Source organism: Rhodococcus sp. MEB041, assembly GCF_030208955.1.
Classification (GTDB): domain Bacteria; phylum Actinomycetota; class Actinomycetes; order Mycobacteriales; family Mycobacteriaceae; genus Rhodococcoides.
Window position 1 is genome coordinate 95441 of the sequence record NZ_JARVSZ010000001.1, and the last position, 24082, is coordinate 119522.

Annotated in this window: 29 protein-coding genes; 16 read left to right on the plus strand and 13 right to left on the minus strand. The window is 68.9% G+C overall.

From position 1 onward, the window contains the following. Positions 1 to 3: 3 nt before the first annotated feature. Positions 4 to 795, minus strand: coding sequence for a SigB/SigF/SigG family RNA polymerase sigma factor (locus QRN16_RS00535; protein WP_027506315.1), 792 nt, complete (start codon positions 793 to 795; stop codon positions 4 to 6). Further along, on the minus strand, positions 792 to 1223 hold the full coding sequence (locus QRN16_RS00540; protein WP_222630200.1) for an ATP-binding protein: 432 nt from the start codon (positions 1221 to 1223) through the stop codon (positions 792 to 794). The genes QRN16_RS00535 and QRN16_RS00540 overlap by 4 nt, the downstream gene beginning before the upstream one ends. Positions 1224 to 1570: 347 nt before the next feature. Here QRN16_RS00540 and QRN16_RS00545 point away from each other — a divergent pair, with 347 nt between their 5' ends. The 3 genes from QRN16_RS00545 (at position 1571) to QRN16_RS00555 (ending at position 5460) form a co-directional block, all read left to right on the plus strand. Then, positions 1571 to 1936, plus strand: a complete 366-nt coding sequence (locus QRN16_RS00545) for an STAS domain-containing protein (RefSeq protein WP_037186133.1) — start codon at positions 1571 to 1573, stop codon at positions 1934 to 1936. 120 nt (positions 1937 to 2056) lie between these two features. Further along, entirely contained in the window at positions 2057 to 3091 is a 1035-nt protein-coding gene (locus QRN16_RS00550; RefSeq protein ID WP_285184307.1) for a PHP domain-containing protein, read from the plus strand. A gap of 119 nt (positions 3092 to 3210) precedes the next feature. Further along, complete coding sequence (locus QRN16_RS00555; protein WP_222631974.1) at positions 3211 to 5460, plus strand: EAL domain-containing protein; 2250 nt, start codon at positions 3211 to 3213, stop codon at positions 5458 to 5460. Here the strand turns inward: QRN16_RS00555 and QRN16_RS00560 are convergent. Then, positions 5386 to 6417: a sensor domain-containing diguanylate cyclase gene (locus tag QRN16_RS00560; protein WP_285184308.1), complete on the minus strand. Its 1032-nt coding sequence runs from the start codon at positions 6415 to 6417 to the stop codon at positions 5386 to 5388. The two genes, QRN16_RS00555 and QRN16_RS00560, sit on opposite strands and share 75 nt — an antisense overlap. Before the next feature lie 126 nt (positions 6418 to 6543). Here QRN16_RS00560 and QRN16_RS00565 point away from each other — a divergent pair, with 126 nt between their 5' ends. Next, on the plus strand, positions 6544 to 7032 hold the full coding sequence (locus QRN16_RS00565; RefSeq protein ID WP_037186134.1) for a PPOX class F420-dependent oxidoreductase: 489 nt from the start codon (positions 6544 to 6546) through the stop codon (positions 7030 to 7032). Positions 7033 to 7039: 7 nt separating this feature from the next. Here the strand turns inward: QRN16_RS00565 and QRN16_RS00570 are convergent, their stop codons facing one another. Beyond that, positions 7040 to 7615, minus strand: a complete 576-nt coding sequence (locus QRN16_RS00570) for a type 1 glutamine amidotransferase domain-containing protein (RefSeq protein WP_285184309.1) — start codon at positions 7613 to 7615, stop codon at positions 7040 to 7042. Between the two features lie 204 nt (positions 7616 to 7819). Between QRN16_RS00570 and QRN16_RS00575 the strand changes: the two genes are divergently transcribed. Both QRN16_RS00575 and QRN16_RS00580 read left to right on the plus strand, forming a co-directional pair. Next, a complete protein-coding gene (locus QRN16_RS00575) occupies positions 7820 to 8074 on the plus strand; it encodes a hypothetical protein (RefSeq protein WP_155957058.1) in 255 nt (84 codons plus the stop codon). A gap of 44 nt (positions 8075 to 8118) precedes the next feature. Then, the gene (locus tag QRN16_RS00580; protein WP_027506321.1) at positions 8119 to 8301 is read left to right on the plus strand and encodes an Rv3202a family protein; all 183 of its coding nucleotides are present in this window, start codon (positions 8119 to 8121) and stop codon (positions 8299 to 8301) included. 6 nt (positions 8302 to 8307) lie between these two features. Here the strand turns inward: QRN16_RS00580 and QRN16_RS00585 are convergent, their stop codons facing one another. Further along, positions 8308 to 9009: a TetR/AcrR family transcriptional regulator gene (locus QRN16_RS00585; protein WP_285184672.1), complete on the minus strand. Its 702-nt coding sequence runs from the start codon at positions 9007 to 9009 to the stop codon at positions 8308 to 8310. 276 nt (positions 9010 to 9285) lie between these two features. On the opposite strand from QRN16_RS00585, the gene QRN16_RS00590 reads away from it, so the two are divergent. From QRN16_RS00590 to QRN16_RS00605, 4 genes are all read left to right on the plus strand, one after another. Further along, positions 9286 to 10557 carry a DUF445 domain-containing protein gene (locus QRN16_RS00590; protein WP_027506323.1) on the plus strand — a complete coding sequence of 424 codons (1272 nt, stop codon included), beginning with the start codon at positions 9286 to 9288 and terminating at the stop codon, positions 10555 to 10557. 207 nt (positions 10558 to 10764) lie between these two features. Further along, positions 10765 to 11232, plus strand: a complete 468-nt coding sequence (locus QRN16_RS00595; protein ID WP_037186255.1) for a helix-turn-helix domain-containing protein — start codon at positions 10765 to 10767, stop codon at positions 11230 to 11232. Beyond that, positions 11229 to 12098, plus strand: coding sequence for a heparin-binding hemagglutinin (locus QRN16_RS00600; RefSeq protein WP_056441562.1), 870 nt, complete (start codon positions 11229 to 11231; stop codon positions 12096 to 12098). Before QRN16_RS00595 ends, QRN16_RS00600 begins: the two co-directional genes overlap by 4 nt. Before the next feature lie 67 nt (positions 12099 to 12165). Further along, positions 12166 to 12459, plus strand: coding sequence for a DUF2516 family protein (locus QRN16_RS00605; RefSeq protein WP_027506325.1), 294 nt, complete (start codon positions 12166 to 12168; stop codon positions 12457 to 12459). Here the strand turns inward: QRN16_RS00605 and QRN16_RS00610 are convergent, their stop codons facing one another. The 3 genes from QRN16_RS00610 to QRN16_RS00620 all read right to left on the minus strand — a co-directional run bounded on the left by QRN16_RS00610 (position 12460) and on the right by QRN16_RS00620 (position 14476). Beyond that, complete coding sequence (locus QRN16_RS00610) at positions 12460 to 13716, minus strand: Nramp family divalent metal transporter (protein WP_051613478.1); 1257 nt, start codon at positions 13714 to 13716, stop codon at positions 12460 to 12462. A 68-nt stretch (positions 13717 to 13784) separates the two neighbouring features. Next, entirely contained in the window at positions 13785 to 13997 is a 213-nt protein-coding gene (locus QRN16_RS00615; protein ID WP_027506327.1) for a helix-turn-helix domain-containing protein, read from the minus strand. Then, positions 13997 to 14476 carry a DUF2975 domain-containing protein gene (locus QRN16_RS00620; RefSeq protein ID WP_027506328.1) on the minus strand — a complete coding sequence of 160 codons (480 nt, stop codon included), beginning with the start codon at positions 14474 to 14476 and terminating at the stop codon, positions 13997 to 13999. The genes QRN16_RS00615 and QRN16_RS00620 overlap by 1 nt, the downstream gene beginning before the upstream one ends. Positions 14477 to 14552: 76 nt before the next feature. Here QRN16_RS00620 and QRN16_RS00625 point away from each other — a divergent pair, with 76 nt between their 5' ends. Genes QRN16_RS00625 through QRN16_RS00635 form a run of 3 tightly spaced genes read left to right on the plus strand, consistent with a single transcriptional unit; the run spans position 14553 to position 17061 of the window. Then, the gene (locus QRN16_RS00625; protein ID WP_285184310.1) at positions 14553 to 15458 is read left to right on the plus strand and encodes a MerR family transcriptional regulator; all 906 of its coding nucleotides are present in this window, start codon (positions 14553 to 14555) and stop codon (positions 15456 to 15458) included. Further along, entirely contained in the window at positions 15455 to 16471 is a 1017-nt protein-coding gene (locus tag QRN16_RS00630) for an alpha/beta fold hydrolase (RefSeq protein ID WP_285184311.1), read from the plus strand. Before QRN16_RS00625 ends, QRN16_RS00630 begins: the two co-directional genes overlap by 4 nt. Further along, positions 16468 to 17061 (plus strand): class I SAM-dependent methyltransferase, encoded by a 594-nt coding sequence (locus QRN16_RS00635; protein WP_285184312.1) that lies wholly within the window; start codon positions 16468 to 16470, stop codon positions 17059 to 17061. Before QRN16_RS00630 ends, QRN16_RS00635 begins: the two co-directional genes overlap by 4 nt. A 13-nt stretch (positions 17062 to 17074) precedes the next feature. On the opposite strand, the gene purU is transcribed toward QRN16_RS00635, so the two are convergent. Beyond that, on the minus strand, positions 17075 to 17965 hold the full coding sequence (purU, locus tag QRN16_RS00640; RefSeq protein WP_285184313.1) for a formyltetrahydrofolate deformylase: 891 nt from the start codon (positions 17963 to 17965) through the stop codon (positions 17075 to 17077). Positions 17966 to 18040: 75 nt separating this feature from the next. Between purU and deoC the strand changes: the two genes are divergently transcribed. Then, positions 18041 to 18718, plus strand: coding sequence for a deoxyribose-phosphate aldolase (gene deoC / locus QRN16_RS00645; RefSeq protein ID WP_037186135.1), 678 nt, complete (start codon positions 18041 to 18043; stop codon positions 18716 to 18718). Here deoC and QRN16_RS00650 read toward each other — a convergent pair. Beyond that, positions 18715 to 19452: an LmeA family phospholipid-binding protein gene (locus QRN16_RS00650; protein ID WP_027506333.1), complete on the minus strand. Its 738-nt coding sequence runs from the start codon at positions 19450 to 19452 to the stop codon at positions 18715 to 18717. The genes deoC and QRN16_RS00650 overlap by 4 nt on opposite strands. A gap of 114 nt (positions 19453 to 19566) precedes the next feature. Here QRN16_RS00650 and QRN16_RS00655 point away from each other — a divergent pair, with 114 nt between their 5' ends. Both QRN16_RS00655 and pabB read left to right on the plus strand, forming a co-directional pair. Then, the gene (locus tag QRN16_RS00655; RefSeq protein WP_222646260.1) at positions 19567 to 20142 is read left to right on the plus strand and encodes a type IV toxin-antitoxin system AbiEi family antitoxin domain-containing protein; all 576 of its coding nucleotides are present in this window, start codon (positions 19567 to 19569) and stop codon (positions 20140 to 20142) included. A gap of 15 nt (positions 20143 to 20157) precedes the next feature. After that, entirely contained in the window at positions 20158 to 22230 is a 2073-nt protein-coding gene (pabB, locus tag QRN16_RS00660; protein ID WP_285184314.1) for an aminodeoxychorismate synthase component I, read from the plus strand. Here pabB and QRN16_RS00665 read toward each other — a convergent pair. Genes QRN16_RS00665 through QRN16_RS00675 form a run of 3 tightly spaced genes read right to left on the minus strand, consistent with a single transcriptional unit; the run spans position 22189 to position 24079 of the window. Continuing rightward, positions 22189 to 22980, minus strand: a complete 792-nt coding sequence (locus QRN16_RS00665; protein WP_502943967.1) for a class I SAM-dependent methyltransferase — start codon at positions 22978 to 22980, stop codon at positions 22189 to 22191. The genes pabB and QRN16_RS00665 overlap by 42 nt on opposite strands. A gap of 54 nt (positions 22981 to 23034) precedes the next feature. Beyond that, positions 23035 to 23538 (minus strand): DUF2505 domain-containing protein, encoded by a 504-nt coding sequence (locus QRN16_RS00670; RefSeq protein WP_027506337.1) that lies wholly within the window; start codon positions 23536 to 23538, stop codon positions 23035 to 23037. Positions 23539 to 23560: 22 nt separating this feature from the next. After that, complete coding sequence (locus tag QRN16_RS00675) at positions 23561 to 24079, minus strand: DUF2505 domain-containing protein (RefSeq protein WP_056441577.1); 519 nt, start codon at positions 24077 to 24079, stop codon at positions 23561 to 23563. Positions 24080 to 24082: the final 3 nt, after the last annotated feature.

Here is a 24082-nt window from a genome sequence, read left to right on the forward strand (position 1 = left end):
TCTCTAGTGCAGTTCCTCGCGGAGTTGGGCGAGTGTCCGGGCGAGGAGACGCGAGACGTGCATCTGCGAGATCCCCATCTTCTCGGCGATCTGCGTCTGCGTCATGTTGCCGAAGAAGCGCAGCAGCAGCACGTTGCGCTCACGCTCGGGGAGCTTCTCGAGCAGGGGACGGAGAGCCTCGTGGTTCTCGACGTTCTCCATCTCCTTGTCGTAGTCGCCGAGGGTGTCCGCCAACGACAGGCCCTCGGAATCGCTTCCGCTGGAGGCACTGTCGACCGAGAGTGTCTGGTAGGCGTTACCGGCGGTGAGCCCCATCGCGACCTCGTCGCGGTCCAGGTCGAGATACTCGGCCAACTCGGAGACGGTCGGTGACCGCCCCTGCGTCTGCGACAGATCCGCGATGGCACGGGAGAGCTGCAGGTGCAGTTCCTTCATGCGCCGAGGGACGCGGACGGCCCATCCCGCGTCACGGAAGTGCCGGCGTACCTCGCCCATGATCGTGGGTACCGCGAAGGACACGAAATCGGATCCGCGTTCGACGTCGAAGCGATCGACCGCGTTGACCAGCCCGACGCGGGCGACCTGCACCAGATCGTCGTGCGCCTCACCGCGGCCGTCGAATCGGCGGGCGATGTGTTCGGCGAGTGGCAGACACCGCGTCACCAGCTCGTCGCGCAGCTTGCCTCGCAGGGGATCGCCCTCGGGCAGCGTGCGGATGCGGGTGAAGCGCTCGGCGACGTCGGCGTACTCGTCCGCCGAGCGCCGTGACTTCGGCTTGCGTTCGCTTGTCGTCACTCGTCCCAGCCGTGCTTGCTCTTGGTGAACTCGATGGTGGTCGAGACGACACCGTGCTCGTTCTCGGACTGCGACGTCGACACGGAGTCGGTCAGGGCGTTGAGAACGTGCCAGCCGAAACCACTGGCGTCCAGATCGGCGCCGGCCTCGGTCGTCGTCGTCACCGACACGTGGAGGGCGTCGTCCGCGGTGAGGAAACGGCACACCATGCGGGCACCCGGGGTGGCACGCACGATGAGGCGGCTGCAGGACTCGTCTATGGCGAGCCGGATGTCGGCGATGCTGTCCAGATCGAAGTCGTCCTGGGCGGCGAGTGTCGCGGCCACGGCGCGAGTGACCGACAGCTGGCTCGCGTCGGCGTGGACACCGAGTTCGATGGTGGCGTCGGCCCCCTCCGTGTTCGGCTCCGTCGTGATGGCCCGTGTCATGAGGTCTCCCACTTCTTCGTGTCGCGTGTCGGTTCAGACGAACCTCGTACGTGTTCGACCGGTCGAGATTACCCGGGGGCCGTCGTCGCAAAACGTGCACCGTACCGGCGGCGTCTCCCGCGGCGTCGCTCGATGTTCACCAGGATCCTCACCGAAGTGGTTGGCAGACCGCTCCGGGTAGCGTAGGTTCAGAGACAGGTTGAGTCAGCAGCCGACGTACGAAGCACCGTCGATGGTCGCTCGGACTCCTTTCCATCAACCGCCACTCATTCTGCAGTCGCGGACGGGTTCTTTCTCCTGCAGCACCATTGCTCTGCTTCTCCAGCTAGATCGGCATTTGGAGAATCATGACTGTTTCGACTTCACACGCATCCACCACCACCACTCTCGGCGACGACGTCGTCATGCTCGGCGGACTCATCTCCGTCGTGCGCACCGACTCGGAGACCACGTACCGCGTCACCGGCAGTGTGGACCTGTCCAACTCGTCCACCTTCTCGGACGTCGTGAGCAACGACGTCGAGGCGGGACGAAGCATCGTGCTCGATTTGTCCGGAGTCGACTTCTTCGGCACCGCAGCACTTTCCGTCGTGGCGGGTCTCGACGACCGCAGCGCGGCGAACGGTTCCCACCTGACCCTCGTGGTCGGCGACGCGGTCACCCGCGTCATGGGTGCCGCTCGGTGGGAGCCCACCGCACGCGTGGTCCGCTGACCACGCTGCACCGAAACTCGGCGTGATCCGGTTCGTCCGGGTCGTCGCTCCCCCCTGCCCCTGTCGCCGGTTCCCGGTGGCAGGGGCAGTGTCATGTCCGGGGCCGTAGGCTCTGACGGCATGGAACCTGTTGCCGCACTGCGAGAGGTGGCGTTCTGGCTCGAGCGGTCGCGGGCCGAGACGCGCCGGGTCAAGGCCTACCGCACCGCCGCCGACGTCCTGGCCGCACTGGACGCCGACAGGGTGGCCGAGCTCGCTCGCATCGACGGCTGGACCACCCTGCGCGGCATCGGTCCGAAGACCTCCGCGGTCGCCGCGGCGGCCGCGGCCGGCGAGGTTCCCGAGTACCTCCTGCAACTGCGCGCCGAGGCACAGCCCATCGGTGTCGGCGGCGAGGAACTGCGAACAGCTCTGCGCGGGGATCTGCACACGCACTCCGACTGGTCGGACGGGGGAAGTCCGATCGAGGAGATGGCGGAGACCGCGCGCAGGATCGGGCACGAGTACTGGGTGCTCACCGACCATTCACCGCGTCTGACCGTCGCCCACGGGCTCTCCGCCGACCGACTGCGCGCCCAGCTCGAGGTCATGGACGAGGTGCAGCGACGGTTCGAGACCGACGGCGGGCGGCCGATGCGGGTGCTGACCGGCATCGAGGTCGACATCCTCGACGACGGGTCGCTGGACCAGGAGCCGGAGCTGCTCGACGACCTCGACATCGTCGTCGCGAGCGTCCACTCCCACCTGCGCGCGGACAGCGCAACGATGACGGCGCGCATGATCGCCGCGGTGACGAACCCGCAGGTCGACGTTCTCGGCCACTGCACCGGCCGTCTCGTCGAGGGCGGACGCGGCACCCGCCCCGAGTCGACGTTCGACGCCCGTGCCGTGTTCGAGGCGTGCCGTGACCACGGGACCGCGGTGGAGATCAACGCGCGTCCCGAGCGCCAGGACCCGCCGGAGCGGTTGATGGAGCTCGCTCTGGAGATCGGCTGCCTGTTCAGCATCGACACCGACGCGCACGCCCCCGGCCAACTCGACTGGCTCGGCCACGGTTGTGCGCGTGCCACCGCGGTGGGCGTTCCGCCGGACCGTATCGTCACCACCTGGCCGGTCGACCGGTTGCTGGACTGGGCGTCGTCGGACGGAGCGTGACGCGGGCAGGTACCGGTCCCCGAGAGGAAAAGCGGGCAAAGAACGGGCAGAGTGCGTCGAAGGTGGAACAATCGCGAGGTGTTGCTGGGGGCGGAAACGGGTCTGGGGGCGGAGACGTGGTGACGGGAAGCCTGAACTCGGGTGGCCTGAACTCTGGTGGTTCGGACTCGGGCGACGCCGGCGACAGGCGCACCGTTCTGGCAGCGCTGACGGCGATCTCCGAGTCGTCCCAGGACGGTGTCGTGGTCTTCGATCGCAACACCTCCGTGCGGTACGCCAATGCCGCCGCCCGCACCATCCTCGAGTTCCCGGCCCACGAGAACCCGTCCGCGCGAGACCTCGTCGCGGACACGGCCGCCTCGACACTCGACCTCATTCTCGCCGAGCTGAACGCCACGGGAGCCTGGACCGGTCGGGTCGCGGTGGGAACTCCGGCCCGACCGATCCTGGTGTCCGCCTGGGTACTCGGGCCCACCGACGGCCACGAGGTCGTGGTCGCGACACTCGTGGACGGCTCCGAGCGGCAGGAGCGCGAGGAGGAGCTCGTCGACGCCCTCACCGCCGTCCGCCGCCGAGCGCGCGAGCAGCGCATCGTCGCCGGGCTCAACCGTGCGGCGCTCACCGGATCCTTCGACGACCTCGTGGCCACCGCTCTGCAGTCCATCGTGGACCTTGTCGGTGCCACGCACGCCGTGGTGTTCCGCCGACGCGGTGCGGACCGCCTGGCCGTCCACGCGGCCACCTTCGAGCCGCCGGACGAGGAGACCCTGCCCTCGGGCACCGCGACGCTGGCCGGCTACGCGCTCGAGCGCGAGGAGGTGATCGTGTGCGCGGACACCCGCGACGAGACCCGCTTCGACGTCACCCTGCTCGAGGACCACGACCTCCGCAGCGGTATCGCGGCTCCCGTCCGCGGGGGCGACGGCACGTGGGGTGTCCTCGTCGTCTATCGCACCGAGCCGCACACGCCGTCGGCCGACACGTTGTCCTTCGTCGTCACGGTGGCCGCGGTGCTGGCGTCCGCCGTGCGCCGGTCCGACCTCGAACGCGAGCTGCGATACCGCAGCCTGCACGACCCGCTGACGCAGTTGGCGAATCGCACGCTCGCGTACCAACGCATCGATTCCGCGCTCGGAGTCTCGCGCGAGGACGGGACGCTCACCGCGGTGATCCTGGTGGACCTCCACGACTTCCGCACCATCAACGACAGCTTCGGCCACGGGGCGGGGGACGCGGTGCTCACGGCGGTGGCGCCGATGCTCACCCGCACCGTCAGGCCCTCCGACACCGTCGCCCGCTTCGGCGGCGACGAGTTCCTGCTCGTGTGCCCGGGCCTGCGCAGCACCTTCGACGCCATCGGCGTCGCCCAGGGTGTGCTGGCCATGTTCCGCCGTCCGCTCACCATCGGGAACCGGACGACGACCGTCACCGCCTGCATGGGCATCTCGGTCGGGTACGGCGAGCACACCGCCGCGGAGATGGTCCGCCAGGCGGACGTCGCCATGGGCGGCGCGAAGAAGGAGGGGCCGGGGAGCTACGAGCTGTACGACAAGGTGCAGGGCGGAGAAGCGTTGCGGCGCTTGACCATCGCCTCGGAGCTCCGGTCTGCGATCGAGAACGACGACCTCGACGTGGCGTACCAACCCGTGTTCGACATCCGATCCGGACGCATGACCGGGGTCGAGGCGCTCGCGCGGTGGACCACGTCGAGTCTCGGCGTCGTCGGGCCCGACGAGTTCGTTCCCGCCGCCGAACGCGCGGGCCTGATCGGGCCGCTCGGCAGCTGGGTGCTGCGCCGGGCGTGCACCGAGGCCGCACGCTGGCAGACCGGTGATCCGGTGGAACTTCGCGTCAACGTCAGTCCGCTGCAGCTTCGTCAGCGCACGTTCGCGTCGTCCCTCGCCGACACGCTCGAGCGGACCGGTCTCGCCCCGGATCTGCTGGGCATCGAGATCACCGAGACCCTGTGGCTCGAGGACACGTCCGCCGTGAAGAACAACCTCGACGAGCTGCACCGGATGGGCATCAAGATCCTGCTGGACGACTTCGGTGTCGGCCACAGCTCGCTGGACTACCTGACGCGCTTCCCGATCCTCGACGCCATCAAGATCGATCGATCGTTCGTCGCCGACCTGCCGACCGAGCAGTCGGAGGCGGTCATCCGCGCCGTCGTGTCGGTGGCCGACGCGTTCGGTCTCGACGTGGTGGGCGAGGGCGTGGAGACCACGGCCCAACTCGACAGCCTCGTCCGGTGCGGATGCGGCTACGCCCAGGGCTACCTGATGGCGCGACCACTACCGCCGGGCGACGTGACCGCCCTGGTGGCGTCCGGGGGTCGGATGAATGTCGATGCCGGACCTGCTCGGTGACCGACGCTTCGACACGTACATGTTCTCGTCCGCGAGCGACCACGACGCGGTGATGCTGCCGGCCTCGGTGACCGTGCTCCATCCGACCGACATCGGCACGTCCGCCGCGTGGGCGGAGGACTCCAGGGCCGTGAGCATGCCGTCGACGTCGGTGGCGTCGCGGTCGAACACCAGGACTCCGAACTCGTCGCCGCCGAGACGGGCCACGACGTCGGACTCGTGAGCCCACGCCCGCAGCAGTTCGGCGGCGCGTCGGATCACCCGGTCTCCCGCGGCATGGCCGTGCCGGTCGTTCACCTGCTTCATCCCGTCGAGGTCGACGACCACCACGGCGCCGGGGTCGGCGAAGCGAGTCCAGCGCGCGTCCTCGGGCTCGAGCACCCGGTTCCATCCCCGCCTGTTGAAGAGTCCGGTGAGGGGGTCGGTCTCCGCCTCGCGCCGAGCCAGTTCGGCGGACCGCTCCGCGACCGCGCGGGCGTGGTCGGTCTCGAACACCGTGGTGAGCAGCCCGGACAGGAGATCGAGCAGCGCGGTCATGCCGGCGGGCAGCGGCCCGATGATCGGCCGCGAGCCGAAACCGCACATCGTGCCGAACAGCGAGCCGTCCGCCCGCCGGATGGGCACACCGATGTACGACCGGACCGGGTCGTGCCCGGGAACGCCGATGCGCGGAATGCCCGCGTCGTCGAGGTCCTCCACGACGGACGGGATCTCGCCCTCGGTCATCGAATGGCACAGCGACTCGTTCCACCCCACGACGAGGCCGGTGTCGATCCCCAGGCCGTTGGTGTTGGTGCGCAGGAAGATCTGCTTGTCGTCGACGACGCGCGAGACGGCCCAGGCCGTCGCGGGAAGGATGCTGTCGAGATACGCGACGACGGCCGCACCCGCGGCGTCGAAGGTGGAGAGCGCGGAGGGCGGCGGTGCGATCGAGGGGGGACGAGGTGGAACGGTCACGGTCTGTCCTGAGGGCGGAAGGTCGACCGCGGCACCCCCGGAACCGCGTGGCCGGTGAGTCCGGACCGAGTGTCGTCTGTCGGCACCGATTCTAGCCCCCGGCGGGCGAGCACCTACCCTCGAATCATGGCACCGACGTACGCAACAGCCGACCGAGTCGATCTCGATGCCCTGCATCGCTTCGTCGCCGAGCGGCACCACGCCACCCTGGTCACCACGAAGCAGTCCGGTGGACTGCAGATCTCACCCGTGACCTGCGGGCTCGACGCGCAGGGGCGCATCGTCGTCTCGACGTACCCGCAGCGCGCGAAGACCGTGAACATCCGTCGGTCCTCGGCCGTCACGCTCTGCATCCACTCCGACGACTGGAACGGCCCCTACGTGCAGATCGACGGCACCGCGGAGGTCATCGACCTGCCCGACTCCGTCGAGCCGCTCGTGGACTACTACCGGGCGATCGCGGGCGAGCACCCCGACTGGGACGAGTACCGGCAGGCGATGGTGACGCAGGGCAAGTCGATCATCCGCATCGCCATCGACACGTGGGGACCGATCGCGACCGGCGGATTCCCGCCGCCCGCGCAGGATCAGCCGGCCGACGAGTCGAACGGCTGACCCCGGCTCACTCGGCCGCGTCGAGAGCGGTGACGGCCTGGACCACGGCCTCGCAGAACGCGGGGATGTCGTCCGGGTTGCGGCTGGAGATCAGGTTGCCGTCCACGACGACCTCCTCGTCCACCACCGTGCCGCCGGCGTTCCTGATGTCGGTACGCACGCTCGGGTACGAGGTCAGCGTGCGACCGCGTACGACGTCGGCCTCGACGAGCGTCCACGGGCCGTGGCAGATCACCCCCACCGGTTTGCCGGAGTTCACGAAGTCGCGGACGAACGACACCGCGTCGGTGTCGAGGCGCAGCGTGTCGGGGTTGGTCGTTCCACCCGGCAGGACCAGCGCGTCGAAGTCGTCGACGGAGGCCTCGGCGACCAACTGGTCGACGGCGAAGGTGTCGGCAGGTTCGGTGTCGTTCTCGAAGGCCTGGATCTCACCGTGGGTCAGCGAGAGCAGCACCGTGGTCGCTCCGGCCTGATCGAGTGCCTCGCGGGGAGCGGTGAGCTCGATCTGCTCGACACCGTCCGTCGCGAGGAACGCCACGGTGCGGCGGGCCGACTCGGAGTCGGTGTTCGGGGTGTCAGTCATCGTGAACCTCTCTCGTTCTCGCCGTGTCGCGGGACGCGATGCGGCTGTCCCGATCTACCCGGCACCCGGTGGTGGGAAACGGCACACCCTCGGCGGGTTGGATCGGCCCGGGCGCGGGTATCTGCCCTTCGACCGGATGGTGAGCACGTCCGATCGAGGCACCGCTGCGTTCACCGAGAGGTGACGCGGGAGAGGGGAACACCAGTGAGCACACCGACAGTGGACGCGGCCGGAGCGGTCGTGCCCGACACCGCCGGCGATGCCGCCGAGGCACCCGTGATGACCTGCCTCTTCGAGCACACCACGGCGGGAATCGTCCTGATGGTCGCCCTGTGCGCCGGGATGGCGGCCTTCGTGGCGGCCGCGGTGAACTCCTTCGCCCTGGGAGCCCTGGTCGGTGTCCTCATGATCGGTATGGCCGGTATGGCCGTGGTGTTGGTTCCGGTCGAGCGCCGGTAACCTCGGAACGGCCCACGCAGACTCACCGAGGGAGGGAACGACAGATGCCCGATTTCACGAGCCCGGAACTTCCCGTCGAGGACGCTCTCGAGCAGGAGCGGGACACGGTGCGGGACGACGACACCGACGCGGTCACGCCCACGGTCGCCGTGACGTACGACGCCTCCGACGCGGACCTGCTCGAGCAGAGTCGCGACGTCCCGCTCGACGACGAGCACGACCGCTAGGCGCCTCTATTCGTCGACGAGTGGGTGGTCGACCGCGTTGAAGCGTGAGGGCGAACCGCCCGCTTCCGCGACACCGTGGATGCCGCCCCACACCATCATGGTGAGGTAGTCGATGAGGTCCGCTGCCGACATCGACCGGTTCGAGATCCACCAGTGCGTGGCCAACTGGACGCCGCCCACGATCCCGTACGACCAGGGCAGCGAGCCGCCCGAGTCCATCTCCATCCGGCGCAGGCGCTCACCGAGCACCGTCGCCAGCAGTTCGGCGATCATGCGCTCCGACTCGGCGACCACGTCGCGGTTCGGCCCCGAGCTGTTCGACATCGCGTACAGGTAGACCTCGGGGTCGTCCGCGACGGTCTCCACGTACGCGGCGACCACCTGGCGGGTGAGGTTGTACTCGTCGAGCTCGACGCTGATCGCGTCGTAGATCCGCGGTGCGAGAGTCGTCTCCACATATCGCTCGAGCGTCGCGTTGGTCAGATCGTTCTTGTCGTGGAAGTAGCGGTACAGGACGGTCTTCGAGATACCGATCTCGGTGGCGATCTCGTCCATGCCGATGTTGCGGCCGCGCAGCCGGATGGCGGCGAGAGTGCCGTCCACCAGTTCCTCGCGACGGGCGATCTTGTGCTCGCGCCAGCGTCGCTTGCGGCCGTCCGGCTTGTCCGTGGGGGCGTCGGTCGCGGTGTCGTCGGAATCCGGCTTCACCGTCTCGGCCCTGGCGGAACGGGTTCGCCCGGTCTTCCGGGCCCCGGTCTCGTCGGCGTCCTGGTCGGCGGTGTCCCCGTCGCTCTTCCTCGCTGCCGATCTGCTCGCCACGCGCGTGTACTCCGTCCCGATGTCCGACTGCGCTTCTGGCGCACTCGTGTGCGGCGGCGCATGTCACGTCGCCCACTCCAACAGTAGTGCCCGGCGCCGTCGGACCCGCGTCCGGGCGAGACGTCGTCGCCGGTCGGGGCACGAGTCGCGCGCCGACCCTGCACAATGGAGTCGGTGCAGCTCATGACATTCGACGAGGACGTCAAACGACGCGACCTCCGCAAGATGAAGATCGTCGCCACCGGCTTCCTGGTGTTCGCCTCCATCGTCTATCTCTTCTGCCGGTGGCAGGAGTCCCGCGGCGCCGGCGGCTGGGTCGGTTTCGTCCGGGCGGCGTCGGAGGCGGGCATGGTCGGCGCGCTCGCCGACTGGTTCGCCGTCACCGCTCTCTTCAAGCACCCCATGGGTCTGAAGATCCCGCACACCGCGATCATCAAGCGGAAGAAGGACCAGCTCGGCACCAGCCTCGGATCGTTCGTCGGGCAGAACTTCCTCGCCGTCGACGTCGTGTCGCAGAAGGTCGAGTCCGCGCGCATCCCGCTGCGCCTCGGCACCTGGCTCGCCGACCCGGCCCACGCCGACCGTGTCGCGGAGGAGACGGCGACCGTGCTGCGCGGCTTCCTCGACGTGCTCGACGACGAGGACATTCAGCAGGTCATCGACAACACCATCGTCAAGCGCCTCGGTGATCCGCAGTGGGGGCCGCCGATCGGACGCGTCCTGGGCTCGCTGCTCGAGGACAACCGGCAGAAGCCACTGATCGATCTGCTCGCCGAGCGCGCACACGAATGGGCCCAGAACAGCCTGCCGACCATCGACCGGATCGTGTCGAGGGACTCTCCGTCCTGGTCGCCGAAGTTCGTCGATGTGCTTCTCGGAGAACGCATCCACCGCGAACTCGTGGAGTTCACGTGGAAGGTCCGGTCGAACCCGCAGCACGAGTTGCGGCTCGCGGCCGACAAGTTCCTCACCGACTTCGCCGACGACCTGCAGAACGACCCCGACACCATCGCCAAGGCCGAGTCGATCAAGTCGGAGATCATGGGCCGCGACGAGGTCACCGGCCTCGCGGCGGCATCGTGGAAGGTGGCCAAGCGGCTCATCGTCGACTCGGTGGACGACCCGAAGAGCACCCTGCGCGCCAAGATCAGCGAGAACGTGCAGAAGTTCGGGCTCCGCCTGCGCGACGACGACGCGATGCGCGGCAAGGCGGACGGCTGGCTGATGGCCGGCGTGCGCTACATCGTCGAGAACTACACCGACGAGATCACCACCGTCATCACCGACACCGTCGCCCGATGGGACGCCGACGAGGCCAGCCGCAAGATCGAGCTGCAGGTGGGACGGGACCTGCAGTTCATCCGCATCAACGGCACGGTGGTCGGCTCGCTTGCGGGTCTGGCGATCTATTCGATCTCGCACCTGTTGTTCGGGTAGCCGCCGCGGCCGTGCACGGGGTGCGTGAGGTGCCCACCCCTTTCCGCCGACTGGTCGGGGTGCGCAGCGCCGAGCAGGGTGTGTGGCTGGTCGACACCACCACCGCGTGCCCTCGGGTGTGGGTGCTAGCACAGTGCTTGCAATTGCTAGCACCCTTGGTTATCGTCGTTGGCGAGGCGCATTCGACATGAGTCAGGAGTGTTCGAGATGGCATCCGAGGAGAAGGAAGGCGACGACACCACAGTGGTGTCGGCAGCCGGAGATCTCGCCGCCCGCGTCGTCAGCACGGCGACACAGGACATCGGGAGTTTCATTCGGGCACAGCGAGAGTCGGCCCAGGTGTCCCTGCGGCAACTCGCACTCTCCGCCGGCGTCAGCAATCCCTACCTCAGCCAGATCGAGCGGGGCCTGCGCAAGCCGTCGGCAGAGGTTCTGAGTCAGATCGCCAAGGGTCTTCGTGTGTCCTCGGAGGTCCTGTACGTGCAAGCCGGTCTGCTCGAGGAACGGCCGCACAGTCCCATCATCGACGCGGTGCACGGTGACGACTCCATCACGGAGCGTCAGAAGCAGGTGCTCCTCGAGATCTACTACTCGTTCCGCCGCGAGAACGAGACCGGCACCCCCACGCTGCGATCAGAGATCAACCACGAAACGACATCAGGAGATCACACATGACCGACCCGAAGTTCGACACCGTCAAGACCCCGCTGTTCGCCGCCGTCGGCGCCGGTGACGCCGTGGTCCAGGCCGTGGCCGACGTCGTCGCCCAGGTCCGCCACCGCGCCGAGAGCACGCAGGCCGACGTCAACGACCGCGTCGACACCGCCCGCGCCCGCCTCGCCGACCTGCAGGAAGACGTCACCGAGAGCGTCGAGACGCTCCGCGGACGCCTGAACGCGCTGCCGCAGGAGCTGCCGGACGAGATCGCCGATCTCCGCGAGCGTTTCACCCCCGAGGAGCTCCGCAAGGTCGCCGAGGCCTACCTCAAGGTGGCGTCGGACCTCTACACCGCACTCGCCGAGCGCGGCGAGGAGACGGTCGAGCGCATCCGCAAGAACCCGGCGGTCGAGGACGGTCTCGAGCGCGCCAACGCCGTCGCCAACGACGCTGTCGACCTCACCGAGCAGACCCTCGGCACCGTCGCCTCGCAGACCCGCGCCGTCGGTGAGCGCGCCGCAGCCCTCGCGGGCCGCGCGTCCGATCGTGTGCAGGAAGGTGCCGACGAGGCCACCGACGCGATCAAGGAAGGCGCCGAGGACGCCGTCGACAATGTCGACGAGGCTGCCGACGAGCTGAGCGAGAAGATCGACGAGCTCGGCCAGAAGGCGAAGACCGCAGGCCAGAAGGCGTCGGATCGCGCCTCGGGTGCAGCCGGCACGGTCGAGGGCAAGACGCGCAACAACGCGGGCTCGCCCATCAAGAAGACCCCGGCCACGAAGTCGGCTCCCGCCAAGGCCACCCCGGCCAAGGCCTCGACTCCCGCCCCCGCCAAGAAGGCCACCCCGGCCAAGAAGGCTCCGGCCAAGAAGTCGACCAGCTAGTCGATCGCGACAATTCCGACCCCCGCGCTGACGAAGCGCGGGGGTCGGTGTCGTTTAGGATGACCGCATGCCCATGGCGTACAGCGCGACCAGCGCGATCATGAACATCCTGCAACTCATCGCTCTGGTGGGTGTGGCGTTCGCGCTCTTCCACGCCATCCGCCAGCGCCCCGACGCCTTCACCGCCGCGGACAAGCTGAACAAGCCGGGGTGGGTGGCCATTCTCGCGGTCGCGCTGCTGATCCTGCTCGTCTTCCCGGTGGTGGGCTTCGTCGGCATCATCGCCGTCGTCGCCATCGGTGTGTACCTCGTGGACGTGCGGCCCAAGGTCGACGACATCCAGCGCGGACCGCGCTGGTAGCTAACCCTGGCCGGTGACCGTGAGCCAGAGCAGTGCCGCGTTGAGCGCCACGATCAGGCCGGTGGTGACGACGGCGAGGACCACGGTGGTCCGTGAGTTGATGCGGGCGCCCATCACCGCGCTGCTGGAGGTCATGCGCACCAGCGGGATCAGCGCGAACGGAATGCACAGGCTCAGCACCACCTGACTCAGCACCAGCGCCAGCGTCGGATCGACGCCGATACCCAGGACCACCAGCGCAGGAATCAACGTGACGACGCGGCGCACCTGGATCGGGATCCGCTTCTGCAGCAGTCCCTTCATGATCTCGGCACCGGCGGCGCAGCCCACCGAGGTCGACGCGAGACCCGAGGCGAGCAGGCCGACGGCGAAGATCGCGGCGACCGCGGGCCCGAGATTGTTCTCGATGGCCGCGTGCGCGCCGTCGATGGTGTCGGTGCCCTCCTCGCCGCGGAACGCCGATGCGGCGAGCAGCAGCATGCCGATGTTGACGCTGCCGGCGATGATGAGCGCGAACGTGACGTCCCACTTGGTCGCGCGCAGCAGGCGGTCGAGCTTGCCGGAGTCCTTCTCGACGCCGTGGCGGTCGCGGGCGAGCGCGGAGTGCAGGTAGATGGCGTGCGGCATGACCGTCGCGCCCAGCATGCTGGCCGCGAGCAGGACCGATCCGGAGCCGTCGAACCCCGGTACGAGACCGCCGGCGACACCGCCCGCGTCGATGTCGGTGAACAGCAGGCCGGTGAGGAAGCCGATCGTGATGATGGCGAGCATGCCGATGACGACGAACTCGAAGGTGCGCTGACCCCGCCGTGACTGGACGGCCAGGATCACCATCGACACGACGCCGGTGATGAGACCGCCGACGAAGAGCGGAACGCCGAACAGGAGGTTGAGCGCGATGGCGCCGCCGATCACCTCGGCGAGGTCCGTCGCGATCGCCACGGCCTCGGCCTGCACCCAGAACGCCCGGCGGGGCCAGGGACGCATGCGGTCGCCGAGCATCTCCGGCAGTGATCGTCCGGAGACCAGGCCCAGCTTGGCCGAGAGGTACTGGATCAGTACCGCCATCGCATTGGCGGCCACGAGCACCCACACGAGGAGGTAGCCGTAGCGCGCACCCGCGGTGAGATTCGCGGCGACGTTGCCCGGGTCGACGTAGGCGATGGCGGCGACGAACGCGGGGCCGAGCAGCGTGAACAGCCGGACGGGAGTGATGCCTCCGGATGTGGGTGGACGAGTTCCGATGCGGTCGACCATGACGGAAGTGTAGGGCAGCCGGCGCGATCGTGTTCGCCGGGCCGTACCGATAAGTTAGGGCACCCGCATCATGTCTCGTCGTCCACCCATTCGAGTAGGTCACCCGGCTGGCACTCCAGCACCCGGCACATGGTCTCCAGGGTGCTGAACCGCACCGCGCGGGCCCGCCCGTTCTTGAGTACGGCGACGTTGGCGGGGGTCAGTCCGACGCGCTCGGCGAACTCGCCGACGCTCATCTTGCGCTTGGCCAGCTCCACGTCGATGCGGACGACGATGGGCATCAGATGACGCCCTCGAGGTCGGCGCGCAGGTCGCTCGCCTTCCGCAGCAGGGCACGCATGACCATCATCAGCAGTGCGGCGACGCCGACGATCATGCAGAGCAGGAACAGCAGGAGCACGGGCCCCGGATCGTCCGCGCGGAACCCGACGACGAGGAACACGACACCGAGCGACACACCGGCGGCCACGATCGCGCGGACGATCGCGTCGACCCACACGAACGCGGCACCGGAGAAGATGCGATCCCGGCGGACGAGAGTGAGCAGCTTCCAGGTGGCGATGACGACGATCTGCACGCACACCACCCAGAAGATGGTGAGCGCGGTGAGGGGCCATCGGAGGTACGCGGATTCCGGGTTCTCGCGGGCCATGTGCGCGAACTGTCCCGGCAGCGACATGACCTGGAACAGGACGAGCAGGGCGAACAGGCCGGCGAGGAACACCCTGAGTGTCGCGACGACGCGTCTTTCCGTGATCATGCATCGAGTATCGGTCAGGATCTATCGAAAATCAATAGGTACTGGTACGGGAGGGCGGCAGGGTTAAGGTCTGAGGGTGCCGGACTCCCCACTCGACGATGCTCGCTCGCGTGATCCCCGGGATCTCCGCCGAGTCGGCCTGACCGAGTACCGGATCGACGACCTCGCCAGGGAAGCCGGCGTGAGCGTCCGCAACGTGCGCGTCTATCAGGACCGCGGTCTGCTGCCGCCCCCGCGCAAGGTGGGTCGGACGGGCTGGTACGACGAGTCGCACCTCGCTCGGCTGCAGATGATCTCGCGCATGCTCGACCGTGGCTACACCTTCGTCACCATCAGCGAACTCCTCACCGCGGCGCAGTACGGACTCCGCGTCGAGGACGTCCTGGGCACCGAGGATCCCGACGGCGCCGCCAACGTCGACCACCCGGCGCGGCTGACCCGCGACGAGATCGACACCATGTTCGACGGACGGATCAGCGACGACGATCTGACGCGTGCGGAAGCGCTCGACGTCTTCTCCCGCGACGGGGACGGCTACCGCATCGAGAACCCCGCCCTGGTCCGCGCGGCCAAGGTGCTGTTCGACGCGGGTCTCGCGCTGCCGGACATCCTGTCCCGCACCGAGCGCGTCCACCAGGACCTGACGAGCGTGTCCCAGCAGTTCGTGCGTCTGGTCGTCGACAGGTTCGTTCCGGGCGGCGCCGATCCGTTCACGCTCGACCCCAGCGAGCTCTCGGCCATGGCGGACCTCATCACCACCCTGCGTCCGCTGGCCAGCCGTGCCGTGCAGGCGCTCTTCTCCGAGACCATGGACGCCGAGATCGTGCACGCGATGGAGAAGGCGCTCAGCGGCGACGCCGCCACGGCGCTCAGCGGCGACGCCGCCACGGAGGACAGCGGCGACGCCGCCACGGCGGACACCGACGACAGTGACGGCAACGGCGCGAGCACCAGCTCGAGCAGCAGGACAGGAGACCGATGAACACTCGTGGTGCAGTGGTGACCGCTGCCGTGGCCGCGGTCGCGGTGGCCGGTGCAGCCTCGATCCGGTCGACTCGACGGGCGTCACCGCCCTCGGCGCGGATGGCGGACACCGATGTACTGCTGGCGCGTCCGGAGCTCACCCCACGGGTGCGCACGGTCGTCGCCGAGGACGGTGCCGCGCTGCACGTGCGCGAGTACGGCGACCCGGACGCCGCCCCGATCGTCCTCAGTCACGGATGGACCTGCTCCGCCGACTTCTGGGCGCCGCAGATCAACGACCTCGCCGGACGGTACCGCGTCGTCGTGTACGACCAGCGCGGGCACGGAGCCAGTGAGGTGGGGACCCGGCCGCTCGGTGCCGACGTCCTGGGGGCCGACCTCGCCGCGGTGCTCGACGCGACGGTCGACTCGGACACCAAGGCCGTCGTCGCCGGACACAGCATGGGCGGCATGTCCGTGATGAGTTGGGCGGCACAGTATCCCGCGCAGGTGCGCCACTACGTGAAGGCGATACTGCTGGCCAACACGGCCACCGACAGTCTGGTCCGCGAGACCACTGTCATCCCGTTGCCACCCGGTGTCGCTCAGGTGCCGGCGCGGGTGGCGTCGAGCGTGCTCGGATCGGCACTGCCCATCCCGTCGAGTCCGTTCTCCGCTCGTGCTCTGAAGTACGTGACGATGGGCGCCGAGTCCACTCCGGCGCAGGTGGCGTTCTGCGAACGCATCGTGCGCGAGTGCTCCCCTCGAACGCGGGGCATGTGGGGATCGGCGCTGTCCGCGTTGGACATTCACGACGCGCTGGAGAACATCGACGTCCCGACGTCGGTGATCGTCGGTACTCGCGACCGCCTGACGCCGCCGGTGCACGCCCGCAAGCTCGCCGATCGACTCTCCCGCGCCGGAGTGCTGGGCCGGTTCCTCGAACTCGACGGTGTCGGACACATGAGCTCGGTGGAATCGATCGCGGAGTTCGACGCCGAGCTGGTCCGGCTGGCGGAGCTGCCGGCATGAGCGACGACACCAGAGGGGACGCCTACACCGAGCGGCTGCGCGAGCTGCAGGGTGCGCGGTGGAAACGCATTCTGCGCGTGCAGGCCCCATACCAGTGGAACATCCGACGCCATCTCGCTGGGCGGCGCGTTCTCGACGTCGGCTGCGGGATCGGCCGGAATCTGCGCAACCTTCCCGCGGGCAGCGTCGGTGTCGATCACAACGTCGCGTCCGTCGAGTTCTGCCGCTCGCAGGGCATGACCGCGTACACACCCGAGGAGTTCCACGCCCTCGGCGACACGGGCTTCGACGGCATGCTCATGGCCCACCTGCTCGAGCACCTGCCGCCGGGCGCGGAGGGCGAAGTGCTGACGGAGTACCTGCCGTGTCTGCAGCCGGACTCCGTCGTCATGATCGTGTGCCCACAGGAAGTCGGGTTCGCCAGCGACCCGACGCACACGAGCTGGTTGGACGCCGCCGACCTGCTCGCCCTCTGCGCTGCCGCCGGCATCGAGCGCACGACGTCCGCCTCGTTCCCGTTCCCGCGTCCGGTGGGAAAGCTGTTCGTCTACAACGAGACCGTCGTGGTGGGTCGAACCCCAGCTGCCTGATACGACCAGCTGTCTAGTCGAACACCACGGTCTTGCGGCCGTGCACCAGCACACGGTCCTCGAGGTGCCAGCGCAGTCCGCGCGCGAGCACCATCTTCTCGATGTCCCGGCCCTGACGGACCATGTCGGCGACCGCGTCCGCATGGTCGATGCGGATGACGTCCTGCTCGATGATGGGTCCGGCATCGAGCTCGGCGGTGACGAAGTGGCACGTCGCGCCGATGAGCTTGACCCCTCGTGCGAACGCCTGGTGATACGGCCGGGCGCCGACGAACGACGGCAGGAAGCTGTGGTGGATGTTGATCGCGCGCCCGGACCAGTGCTCGCACAACGACTCCGGCAGCACCTGCATGAAGCGGGCCAGCACCACCGCGTCGGGGGAGTAGCCGTCGACGAGGTCGCGGAGCGCGTCGAAGGAGGGCCCGCGCTTGCTGGGGTCCTCGGGGAACGGAACATGGTGGAACTGCACACCGTGTGCGCGCGTGACGGATTCGAGATCGGGGTGGTTTCCGATGACCGCTTCGATGGTCGCCGGCAGTTCTCCGCCGGCGGCGCGCCCGAGCAGATCGTGGAGGCAGTGTCCCTCCTTGCTCACCAGGAGCACGACCTTCTTGCGCTCTCCGGAATCGTGCAGCGACCACTCGGATTCCGGGCCGATCTCCGCGGCGACCGCCGCGAACCGTGCGCGCAGCTCGTCGACTCCGATGTCGATCGACGAGGCCGCGACGGCCTGACGGGTGAAGAACCAGCCACTGTCCGCGTCGGCGTGATAGGCGGCCTCGACGATCGAGCCCCCGAGATCGGCCAGGAAGGTCGAGATGCGCGCGACGATGCCCGTGCGGTCGGGGCAGCCCAGTGTGAGGACGTAGCGGCGAGAGTCGGAGCGTGGAGATTCGGGCGGCATGGGCGCCATTGTCTCACTGACACCCGTCCCTTCCTGACCGATCCCGACCGGCCTCCGTCTGGAAAGGTGGAGCGCATGACAACCCTCACGCGCACCGACGTCGCCCGCATGGTCGATCACACTCTGCTCAAGCCCGAGGCGACGGTCGCCGACGTCCGGGCGCTCGTCGCGGAGGCGAAGGATCTGGGCGTCCTCGCGGTCTGCGTGTCGCCGTCGATGCTCCCGGTTCGTGACACGGGTGACCTGGTGGTCGCCGCGGTGGCGGGGTTCCCGTCCGGAAAGCACCACTCGTTGATCAAGGGTTCGGAGGCGCGTCTGGCGGTGCAGCACGGGGCGCGCGAGGTCGACATGGTGATCGACGTCGGCGCCGCGGTGGAGGGTGACTTCAACGCCGTCCTGGCGGACATCATCACCGTCCGGGAGGCGATGGGCGAGAACGCCGTCCTGAAGGTGATCATCGAGTCGGCGGCGCTGCTCGCGTCGGCGGACGGGGAGCGCGCGGTGATCGAGTGCTGCCGGGCGGCGGAGCGGGCCGGCGCGAACTTCGTCAAGACGTCCACGGGGTTCCATCCCGCGGGTGGAGCGTCGACGGAGGCCGTGAGTCTGATGGCCCGCACCGTCGGTGGCCGCCTGGGTGTCAAGGCGTCGGGCGGGATCCGCGATGCGGACACCGCCCGAGCGATGATCGAGGCCGGCGCCACCCGACTGGGCCTGTCCGGGACCCGCAGCGTGTTGGACGGCTTCGCCGACTAGCAGGTGACCTGCTGCTGACCGCCCTGCGCGGCGGGGATCGTGTACTGGCCGCCGCTGAGGGTCATGTGGATCCCGGTGTCGGTCACCTCGAGGGCGTCCGGCGTCATGCCGAGCGGGTACGCCTGCAGGCTGTCCGTGAGCACCGAGACGACGCTGTCCGCGAGGTCGGTGGGAATGCCGATCCCGAGGATCGACGCGTCCGTGGTCTGGACCTCGATCGTGTCGCCCTGCACCACGGGCTTCACGGTGAGTTCCGCCAGTCCACCGACGATGGCGAACTTCAGCGTTCCGGCGGCGGGATCGCTGGTCACACCGGACACGACGCTGCCGACTCCCTGCTCCTGCAGGGTCGCGAGGATGCCGCCGGTCGACCACGTGACGTCGGCCGAACTGCTGCCGATCTGACCGGACGTGGTGTCCGTGGAGGTGAGGTCGACGTCGTTCACGGTCGCCTGGACCTGCATGTCCTGTGCGGGCCCGAACTTCGTGTCGTCGCTCGAGATGTCGACGGACGAGAACTTCTCGGTCGCGAGGGAGAACAGGACGGGCTGCAGGCCGAGGCCGACGTCGATCTGTGAGCCGAGTTCGCTCTCGAACTGGGTCGTGAGGCAGTTCTCGACGCGGTTGCGGGCATAGAACTCGCCGCCGACGAGTGCCGCGATGACGACGATGACCAGCACTCCGGCGATGAGAGGCACCCGGGAGCGTCGTCTGGGTGCGGTGTCGTGAGTCATGAGAGACAGTGTGGACGACATCTCTGAGGTTCCTCTGTGGACCGGCCGATCGGGTGCACGGCGACAGCGCCATTTCTCTGTGACGCGTGACACAACCACGTAGGCTCTTCGAGCATGGCGGGCGACGATGTGGCGGAACGTCTGGACGGCGTGGTCGCCGAACAGGACGGGTACTTCACCGCAGCTCACGCGCTCGATGCCGGGTATCTGCCGTGCGAGATCGAGGCGCACGTCGCCGACGGATCCTGGACGCGGGTCGAGACCGATCTGCTGCGGTTGTCGGACTGGCCGAGCCACGATCTCGAGGAGTACTCGAAGTGGTGCGTGTGGCTGGGCGCCACCGCGGTGATCTCCCACCAGAGCGCGGCCGAGCTGCACGGCATGGGCAGCCTGCACCCGCAGTTCGTCCACGTCCGGGTCAGTGGGACGGCCCGAGCGCACGACCAGCGCCTCGCGATCCATCGGGGACGCCTGACGGGCGCGGACATCGAGCTCTCCGGTGCCTTCCGCATGACGACGCCGGTCCGCACCGTGCTGGATCTCGCGGCGGGCGGCATCTCGCAGTTCACCCTCGACGAAGTGGTCGCCGACGGTCTGGTGCTCGGACGACTGGTCGTCGACGATCTCTTCGAGCAGGCTGTGGAGTGCGGTGACCGGGTGGCCGAGCGGGTGGAGACGGCGCTGCGCTGAGAGGATGTTCCTCTCATGCGCACGCTGCTGATCGACAATTACGACTCGTTCACCCACAACCTGGCCCAGTACCTGGAGCAGGTGTCCGGGACCGCCCCCATCGTCGTGCACAACGACGTCCCGTGGTCCTCCCTCCCGCTGGACCGGGTGGACGCCGTCGTCGTCTCGCCAGGCCCGGGCCGCCCGAGTCGCCCGGCCGACATGGGCGTCAGCAGCAGGGTGATCCGGGACGGTGGTCTGCCGCTTCTCGGGGTGTGTCTGGGGCATCAGGGCATCGCGGACAGCTGTGGTGGCGTCGTCGATCTGGCACCCGAGCCCATGCACGGCCGGATGTCCGACGTGCGGCACGACGGCACCGATCTCTTCGCCGGCCTGCCGTCGCCCCTGCGCGTGGTGCGGTACCACTCCCTCACCGTCACGGCCCTGTCCGACGAGCTCGAGGCGACGGCGTGGACCGACGACGGGGTGATGATGGCGCTGCGTCATCGGTCACGGCCGCTGTGGGGAGTGCAGTTCCATCCCGAGTCGATCGGCACGGAACGTGGACTGCAGGTGATCGCCAACTTTCTCGACCTCGCGCGGGACGCCCGCCCGAGCACCCACACCTCCGCGCCGACCGTGGCGCCGCGTGACCCGGTCGTGCGCGACCCCCGCTACCGGGTGCTCGTGCGCCGTCTCGACGTTCTGCCGGACCCCGAGGAGGTGGCGCGCCCACTCCGCGGACGGTCCACGTTCTGGCTCGACTCGAGCGCCGAGCTCGACGGCAGTGCCCGGTTCTCCTACCTCGGACCCGGTGACGGCCCACTGGCGGAGGACGTGTCGTACGACGTCGCCACCTCGTGCGTGACGACGACGACCGCCGACGGCACGACCGAGGAGACGGTCACGTCGTTCCTCGACCACCTCGGGGAACAGATCGCGGCGCGGGCCGTCGACCGGGTGCCCGCGGTGCCGTTCGACTTCGCCCTCGGCTACGTCGGTCACCTCGGCTACGAGCTCAAGGCCGAGACGGGCGGAGCGGCGGCGCATGCGTCGCCGACGGCCGATGCGCGAATGATGTTCGCGGACAGACTCATCGCACTCGACCACCGTGATCGGTGCACCTATCTGCTCACCCTCACACTCGTCGGTGGCGACGACACCGCGGCGCTCGGATGGTTGGACGAGACCGCCGCGGCCGTGACCGCGATGCCCCGCTCGGAGCGCGGTCGCCCGGCCGTGTCCGACACCCCCCTCGGCGCGCTGCCGTCGGTGATCGACACCCGGCACGACGACGGCGCGTATCGCGCGGCGATCGCGGACTGCCTGGAGCAGATCACGATGGGGGAGAGCTACGAGATCTGTCTGACCAACGAGATGAGCGTGCCGTTCGACGGCGACGCCGCCGACCTCTACCTCGCGGTGCGGCGCGCCAGTCCCGCCCCGTACGCGGCGTTCCTGCGATTCCCCGGGCTGGCGATACTCAGCGCGTCACCGGAGCGCTTCCTGCGGATCACGGCGTCGGGCGTCGTGGACTCCAAGCCCATCAAGGGAACTCGGGCTCGCGGGCGCACGCCGGCGGAGGACGCGGCCGCGCGCCTCGACCTGGCGACGAGCGAGAAGGACCGCGCCGAGAACGTCATGATCGTCGATCTCGTCCGCAACGACCTGAATCAGGTGTGCGTGCCCGGGTCGGTGCACGTGCCGGTGCTCTTCGACGTGGAGAGCCACACCCATGTGCACCAACTGGTCTCGACGGTCGAGGGTCGGGTGCGCCCGGGGCTCTCGGCCGTCGACTGTGTGCGCGCGGCGTTCCCGGGCGGATCGATGACCGGCGCCCCGAAGCGCCGCACGATGGAGATCATCGACCGCCTCGAGGGCGGGCCGCGCGGCGTGTACTCCGGTGCGCTGGGCTGGTTCTCGCTCACCGGCGCGGCGGACCTGTCCATCGTCATCCGGACCGTGGTGCTCGCGGACGGCCGGGCGTCGGTGGGAACGGGCGGCGCCGTCGTCTCGCTGTCCGACCCGCAGGACGAGGTGGACGAGATGCACCTCAAGGTCGACGCGCTACTGCGTGTCCTCGGCGGGAGCGACGGCCGACCACGGTAACGCGAGCACGTTGTCCCGCAGTCGTCGGCGCGGCACGGTGACCGGAAGTCCCTGCGCCGCCAGGGCTGTCAGCGCCGCACGCCACCGCACGCGGGGTCCGAACGGTGCCAGCGGCGCCGCCACGTCCCACGCCCGATCGGCCGCCCGCAGCACCTCGTGCACGCGCTCGCCCGCGACGTTGCGGTGGATCAGGACCTTCGGCAGCCGCTCCGCGATGTCCGACGGCCGCTCCACCGTGAACGGATCCCACGCGATGGTCAGACTGCGCGGTCCCGACGCGTCCACGGTGACCCACGTGGCCCGACGCCCCAGTTCGTCGCACGTGCCGTCGACGAGGAGGCCGCCGTCCGCGAGAGCGGAGGTGATGCGTGCCCACGCACCCGGTACCGCGTCCTCGGGATACTGACGCAGCACGTTGAACGCGCGCACCAGGTGTGGCCGCAGTCCTGCGAGTTCGAAGCCGCCGCGGCGGAAGGAGACACCGTCCCGATCGGGGACGACGCGGGACGGGTCGATCTCCAGCCCGACGACGGCGACGTCCGCACGGACGGTGCGCAGTCGCGCGGCCAACTCCAGAGTGGTGACCGGACTGGCGCCGTAGCCCAGGTCGACGACCAGGGGACGCGTCGCTCCGCGGAGCAACGCTCGGACGTCGGGATCGTGCACCAGCCGGCGATCACTGCGCCGCAACCGGTTGATGTTGGTCGTCCCTCGAGTGACCACACCCTCGGGACCGATCCGGGAGATCACAGTGCCCAGCAGTTCGTTCCGCTCATCCCGACCGGCCTCCGGCCTACCCGCCGGTCAGGCGTTCTTCGTGAGCCAGTCGTGCGTGACCTCGCCCTCGCCCCGCCACAGATCGACGAGGTTGACGAGCATCAACTGTTCGAGCTTTCCGCCGATGAAGGGGATGTACACCTTGGCCTCGGACGTGGTGCGCAACGTGGAGCCGGCCTCGGTGGCGAAGAGGGACGTCGTGCCGGTGAGGCTGCCCGGGCCGGCGGGAATCGACGCGTCGTACTTCCCGGCGGTGGTCTCCGAGTACGCGTCGTGATGGATGTTGCGGGTGATGACCATGTCCTTCTTCATCACCGCCTGCGCGACGTCGGGCAGCGTGTCGCGCGGAATGATGTGCCGCATGACCACGTCGACGCCGTCTGCCGTGACCTCGAAGCGCGTGAGCTCGTTCTCCGAGTACTTGCGCAGCTCCTCGATCACCGCGTCCCAGTAGTCACGCGTCGTCAGCGCCCCGTACACCTGCTCTGTGGTGAACGGGAGACGAGCCGAGTAGTTCATGCGACGTGCCATGGTCGATGAGGTTACCGGTGAGTCAGAGGTGCTCCGGCGCCCAGGTGTCGGTGAACTCCTGCTCGGCGTCGATCAGCGCGAGAACCTGCTCGATGACCGCCTGCTCGATCTTGCCGCCGAAGATCGGCACCTTGACCTCGGCCTGACCCGTCGCCGTCAGGCTCGATGCGGAGCCCTTCGAGCGCAGTGCCAGGGTGCCCGTGATGGACGCCGGGGCGCCCTCGACCTTGGCCTCGAAGGTGCCCGAGGCGCCCTGCGCGTCGAGGGAACCCCACGACTCGGTCCGGTGGATGATCAGATCGCCCGGGCGGATGCTGGTGATGGCGCCGGGCAGGAACTCCTCCGCGATGGCCTGGGTCATCGACACCGACACCGTGCGGCTGTCCGCGTCGTCGCCTGCGACGGTCACGTCGTTCAGCTGCGCCTTGGGGCCGCCGACGGCCTCGAGCCGATCGGTCCAGTACTGCTCGGTGGTGAGGGCGGCGTGGACGTCGGACGCGGCGAGCGTGGACGGGACCGTGTGATCGAACCTGCGTGGCATGAG

Bases quoted from the DNA above. Each gene is read 5' to 3' on its own strand.
- QRN16_RS00565 (WP_037186134.1), top strand. From the start codon at position 6,544: ATGGCACCGACGTACGCAACAGCCGACCGAGTCGATCTCGATGCCCTG.
- pabB (WP_285184314.1), top strand. From the start codon at position 20,158: ATGCGCACGCTGCTGATCGACAATTACGACTCGTTCACCCACAACCTG.
- QRN16_RS00595 (WP_037186255.1), top strand. From the start codon at position 10,765: ATGGCATCCGAGGAGAAGGAAGGCGACGACACCACAGTGGTGTCGGCA.
- purU (WP_285184313.1), bottom strand. From the start codon at position 17,965: ATGCCGCCCGAATCTCCACGCTCCGACTCTCGCCGCTACGTCCTCACA.
- QRN16_RS00610 (WP_051613478.1), bottom strand. From the start codon at position 13,716: ATGGTCGACCGCATCGGAACTCGTCCACCCACATCCGGAGGCATCACT.
- QRN16_RS00620 (WP_027506328.1), bottom strand. From the start codon at position 14,476: ATGATCACGGAAAGACGCGTCGTCGCGACACTCAGGGTGTTCCTCGCC.
- deoC (WP_037186135.1), top strand. From the start codon at position 18,041: ATGACAACCCTCACGCGCACCGACGTCGCCCGCATGGTCGATCACACT.
- QRN16_RS00650 (WP_027506333.1), bottom strand. From the start codon at position 19,452: ATGACTCACGACACCGCACCCAGACGACGCTCCCGGGTGCCTCTCATC.
- QRN16_RS00605 (WP_027506325.1), top strand. From the start codon at position 12,166: ATGCCCATGGCGTACAGCGCGACCAGCGCGATCATGAACATCCTGCAA.
- QRN16_RS00580 (WP_027506321.1), top strand. From the start codon at position 8,119: ATGCCCGATTTCACGAGCCCGGAACTTCCCGTCGAGGACGCTCTCGAG.
- QRN16_RS00540 (WP_222630200.1), bottom strand. From the start codon at position 1,223: ATGACACGGGCCATCACGACGGAGCCGAACACGGAGGGGGCCGACGCC.
- QRN16_RS00615 (WP_027506327.1), bottom strand. From the start codon at position 13,997: ATGCCCATCGTCGTCCGCATCGACGTGGAGCTGGCCAAGCGCAAGATG.
- QRN16_RS00590 (WP_027506323.1), top strand. From the start codon at position 9,286: ATGGAGTCGGTGCAGCTCATGACATTCGACGAGGACGTCAAACGACGC.
- QRN16_RS00655 (WP_222646260.1), top strand. From the start codon at position 19,567: ATGGCGGGCGACGATGTGGCGGAACGTCTGGACGGCGTGGTCGCCGAA.
- QRN16_RS00675 (WP_056441577.1), bottom strand. From the start codon at position 24,079: ATGCCACGCAGGTTCGATCACACGGTCCCGTCCACGCTCGCCGCGTCC.
- QRN16_RS00670 (WP_027506337.1), bottom strand. From the start codon at position 23,538: ATGGCACGTCGCATGAACTACTCGGCTCGTCTCCCGTTCACCACAGAG.
- QRN16_RS00545 (WP_037186133.1), top strand. From the start codon at position 1,571: ATGACTGTTTCGACTTCACACGCATCCACCACCACCACTCTCGGCGAC.
- QRN16_RS00635 (WP_285184312.1), top strand. From the start codon at position 16,468: ATGAGCGACGACACCAGAGGGGACGCCTACACCGAGCGGCTGCGCGAG.
- QRN16_RS00600 (WP_056441562.1), top strand. From the start codon at position 11,229: ATGACCGACCCGAAGTTCGACACCGTCAAGACCCCGCTGTTCGCCGCC.
- QRN16_RS00570 (WP_285184309.1), bottom strand. From the start codon at position 7,615: ATGACTGACACCCCGAACACCGACTCCGAGTCGGCCCGCCGCACCGTG.
- QRN16_RS00630 (WP_285184311.1), top strand. From the start codon at position 15,455: ATGAACACTCGTGGTGCAGTGGTGACCGCTGCCGTGGCCGCGGTCGCG.
- QRN16_RS00550 (WP_285184307.1), top strand. From the start codon at position 2,057: ATGGAACCTGTTGCCGCACTGCGAGAGGTGGCGTTCTGGCTCGAGCGG.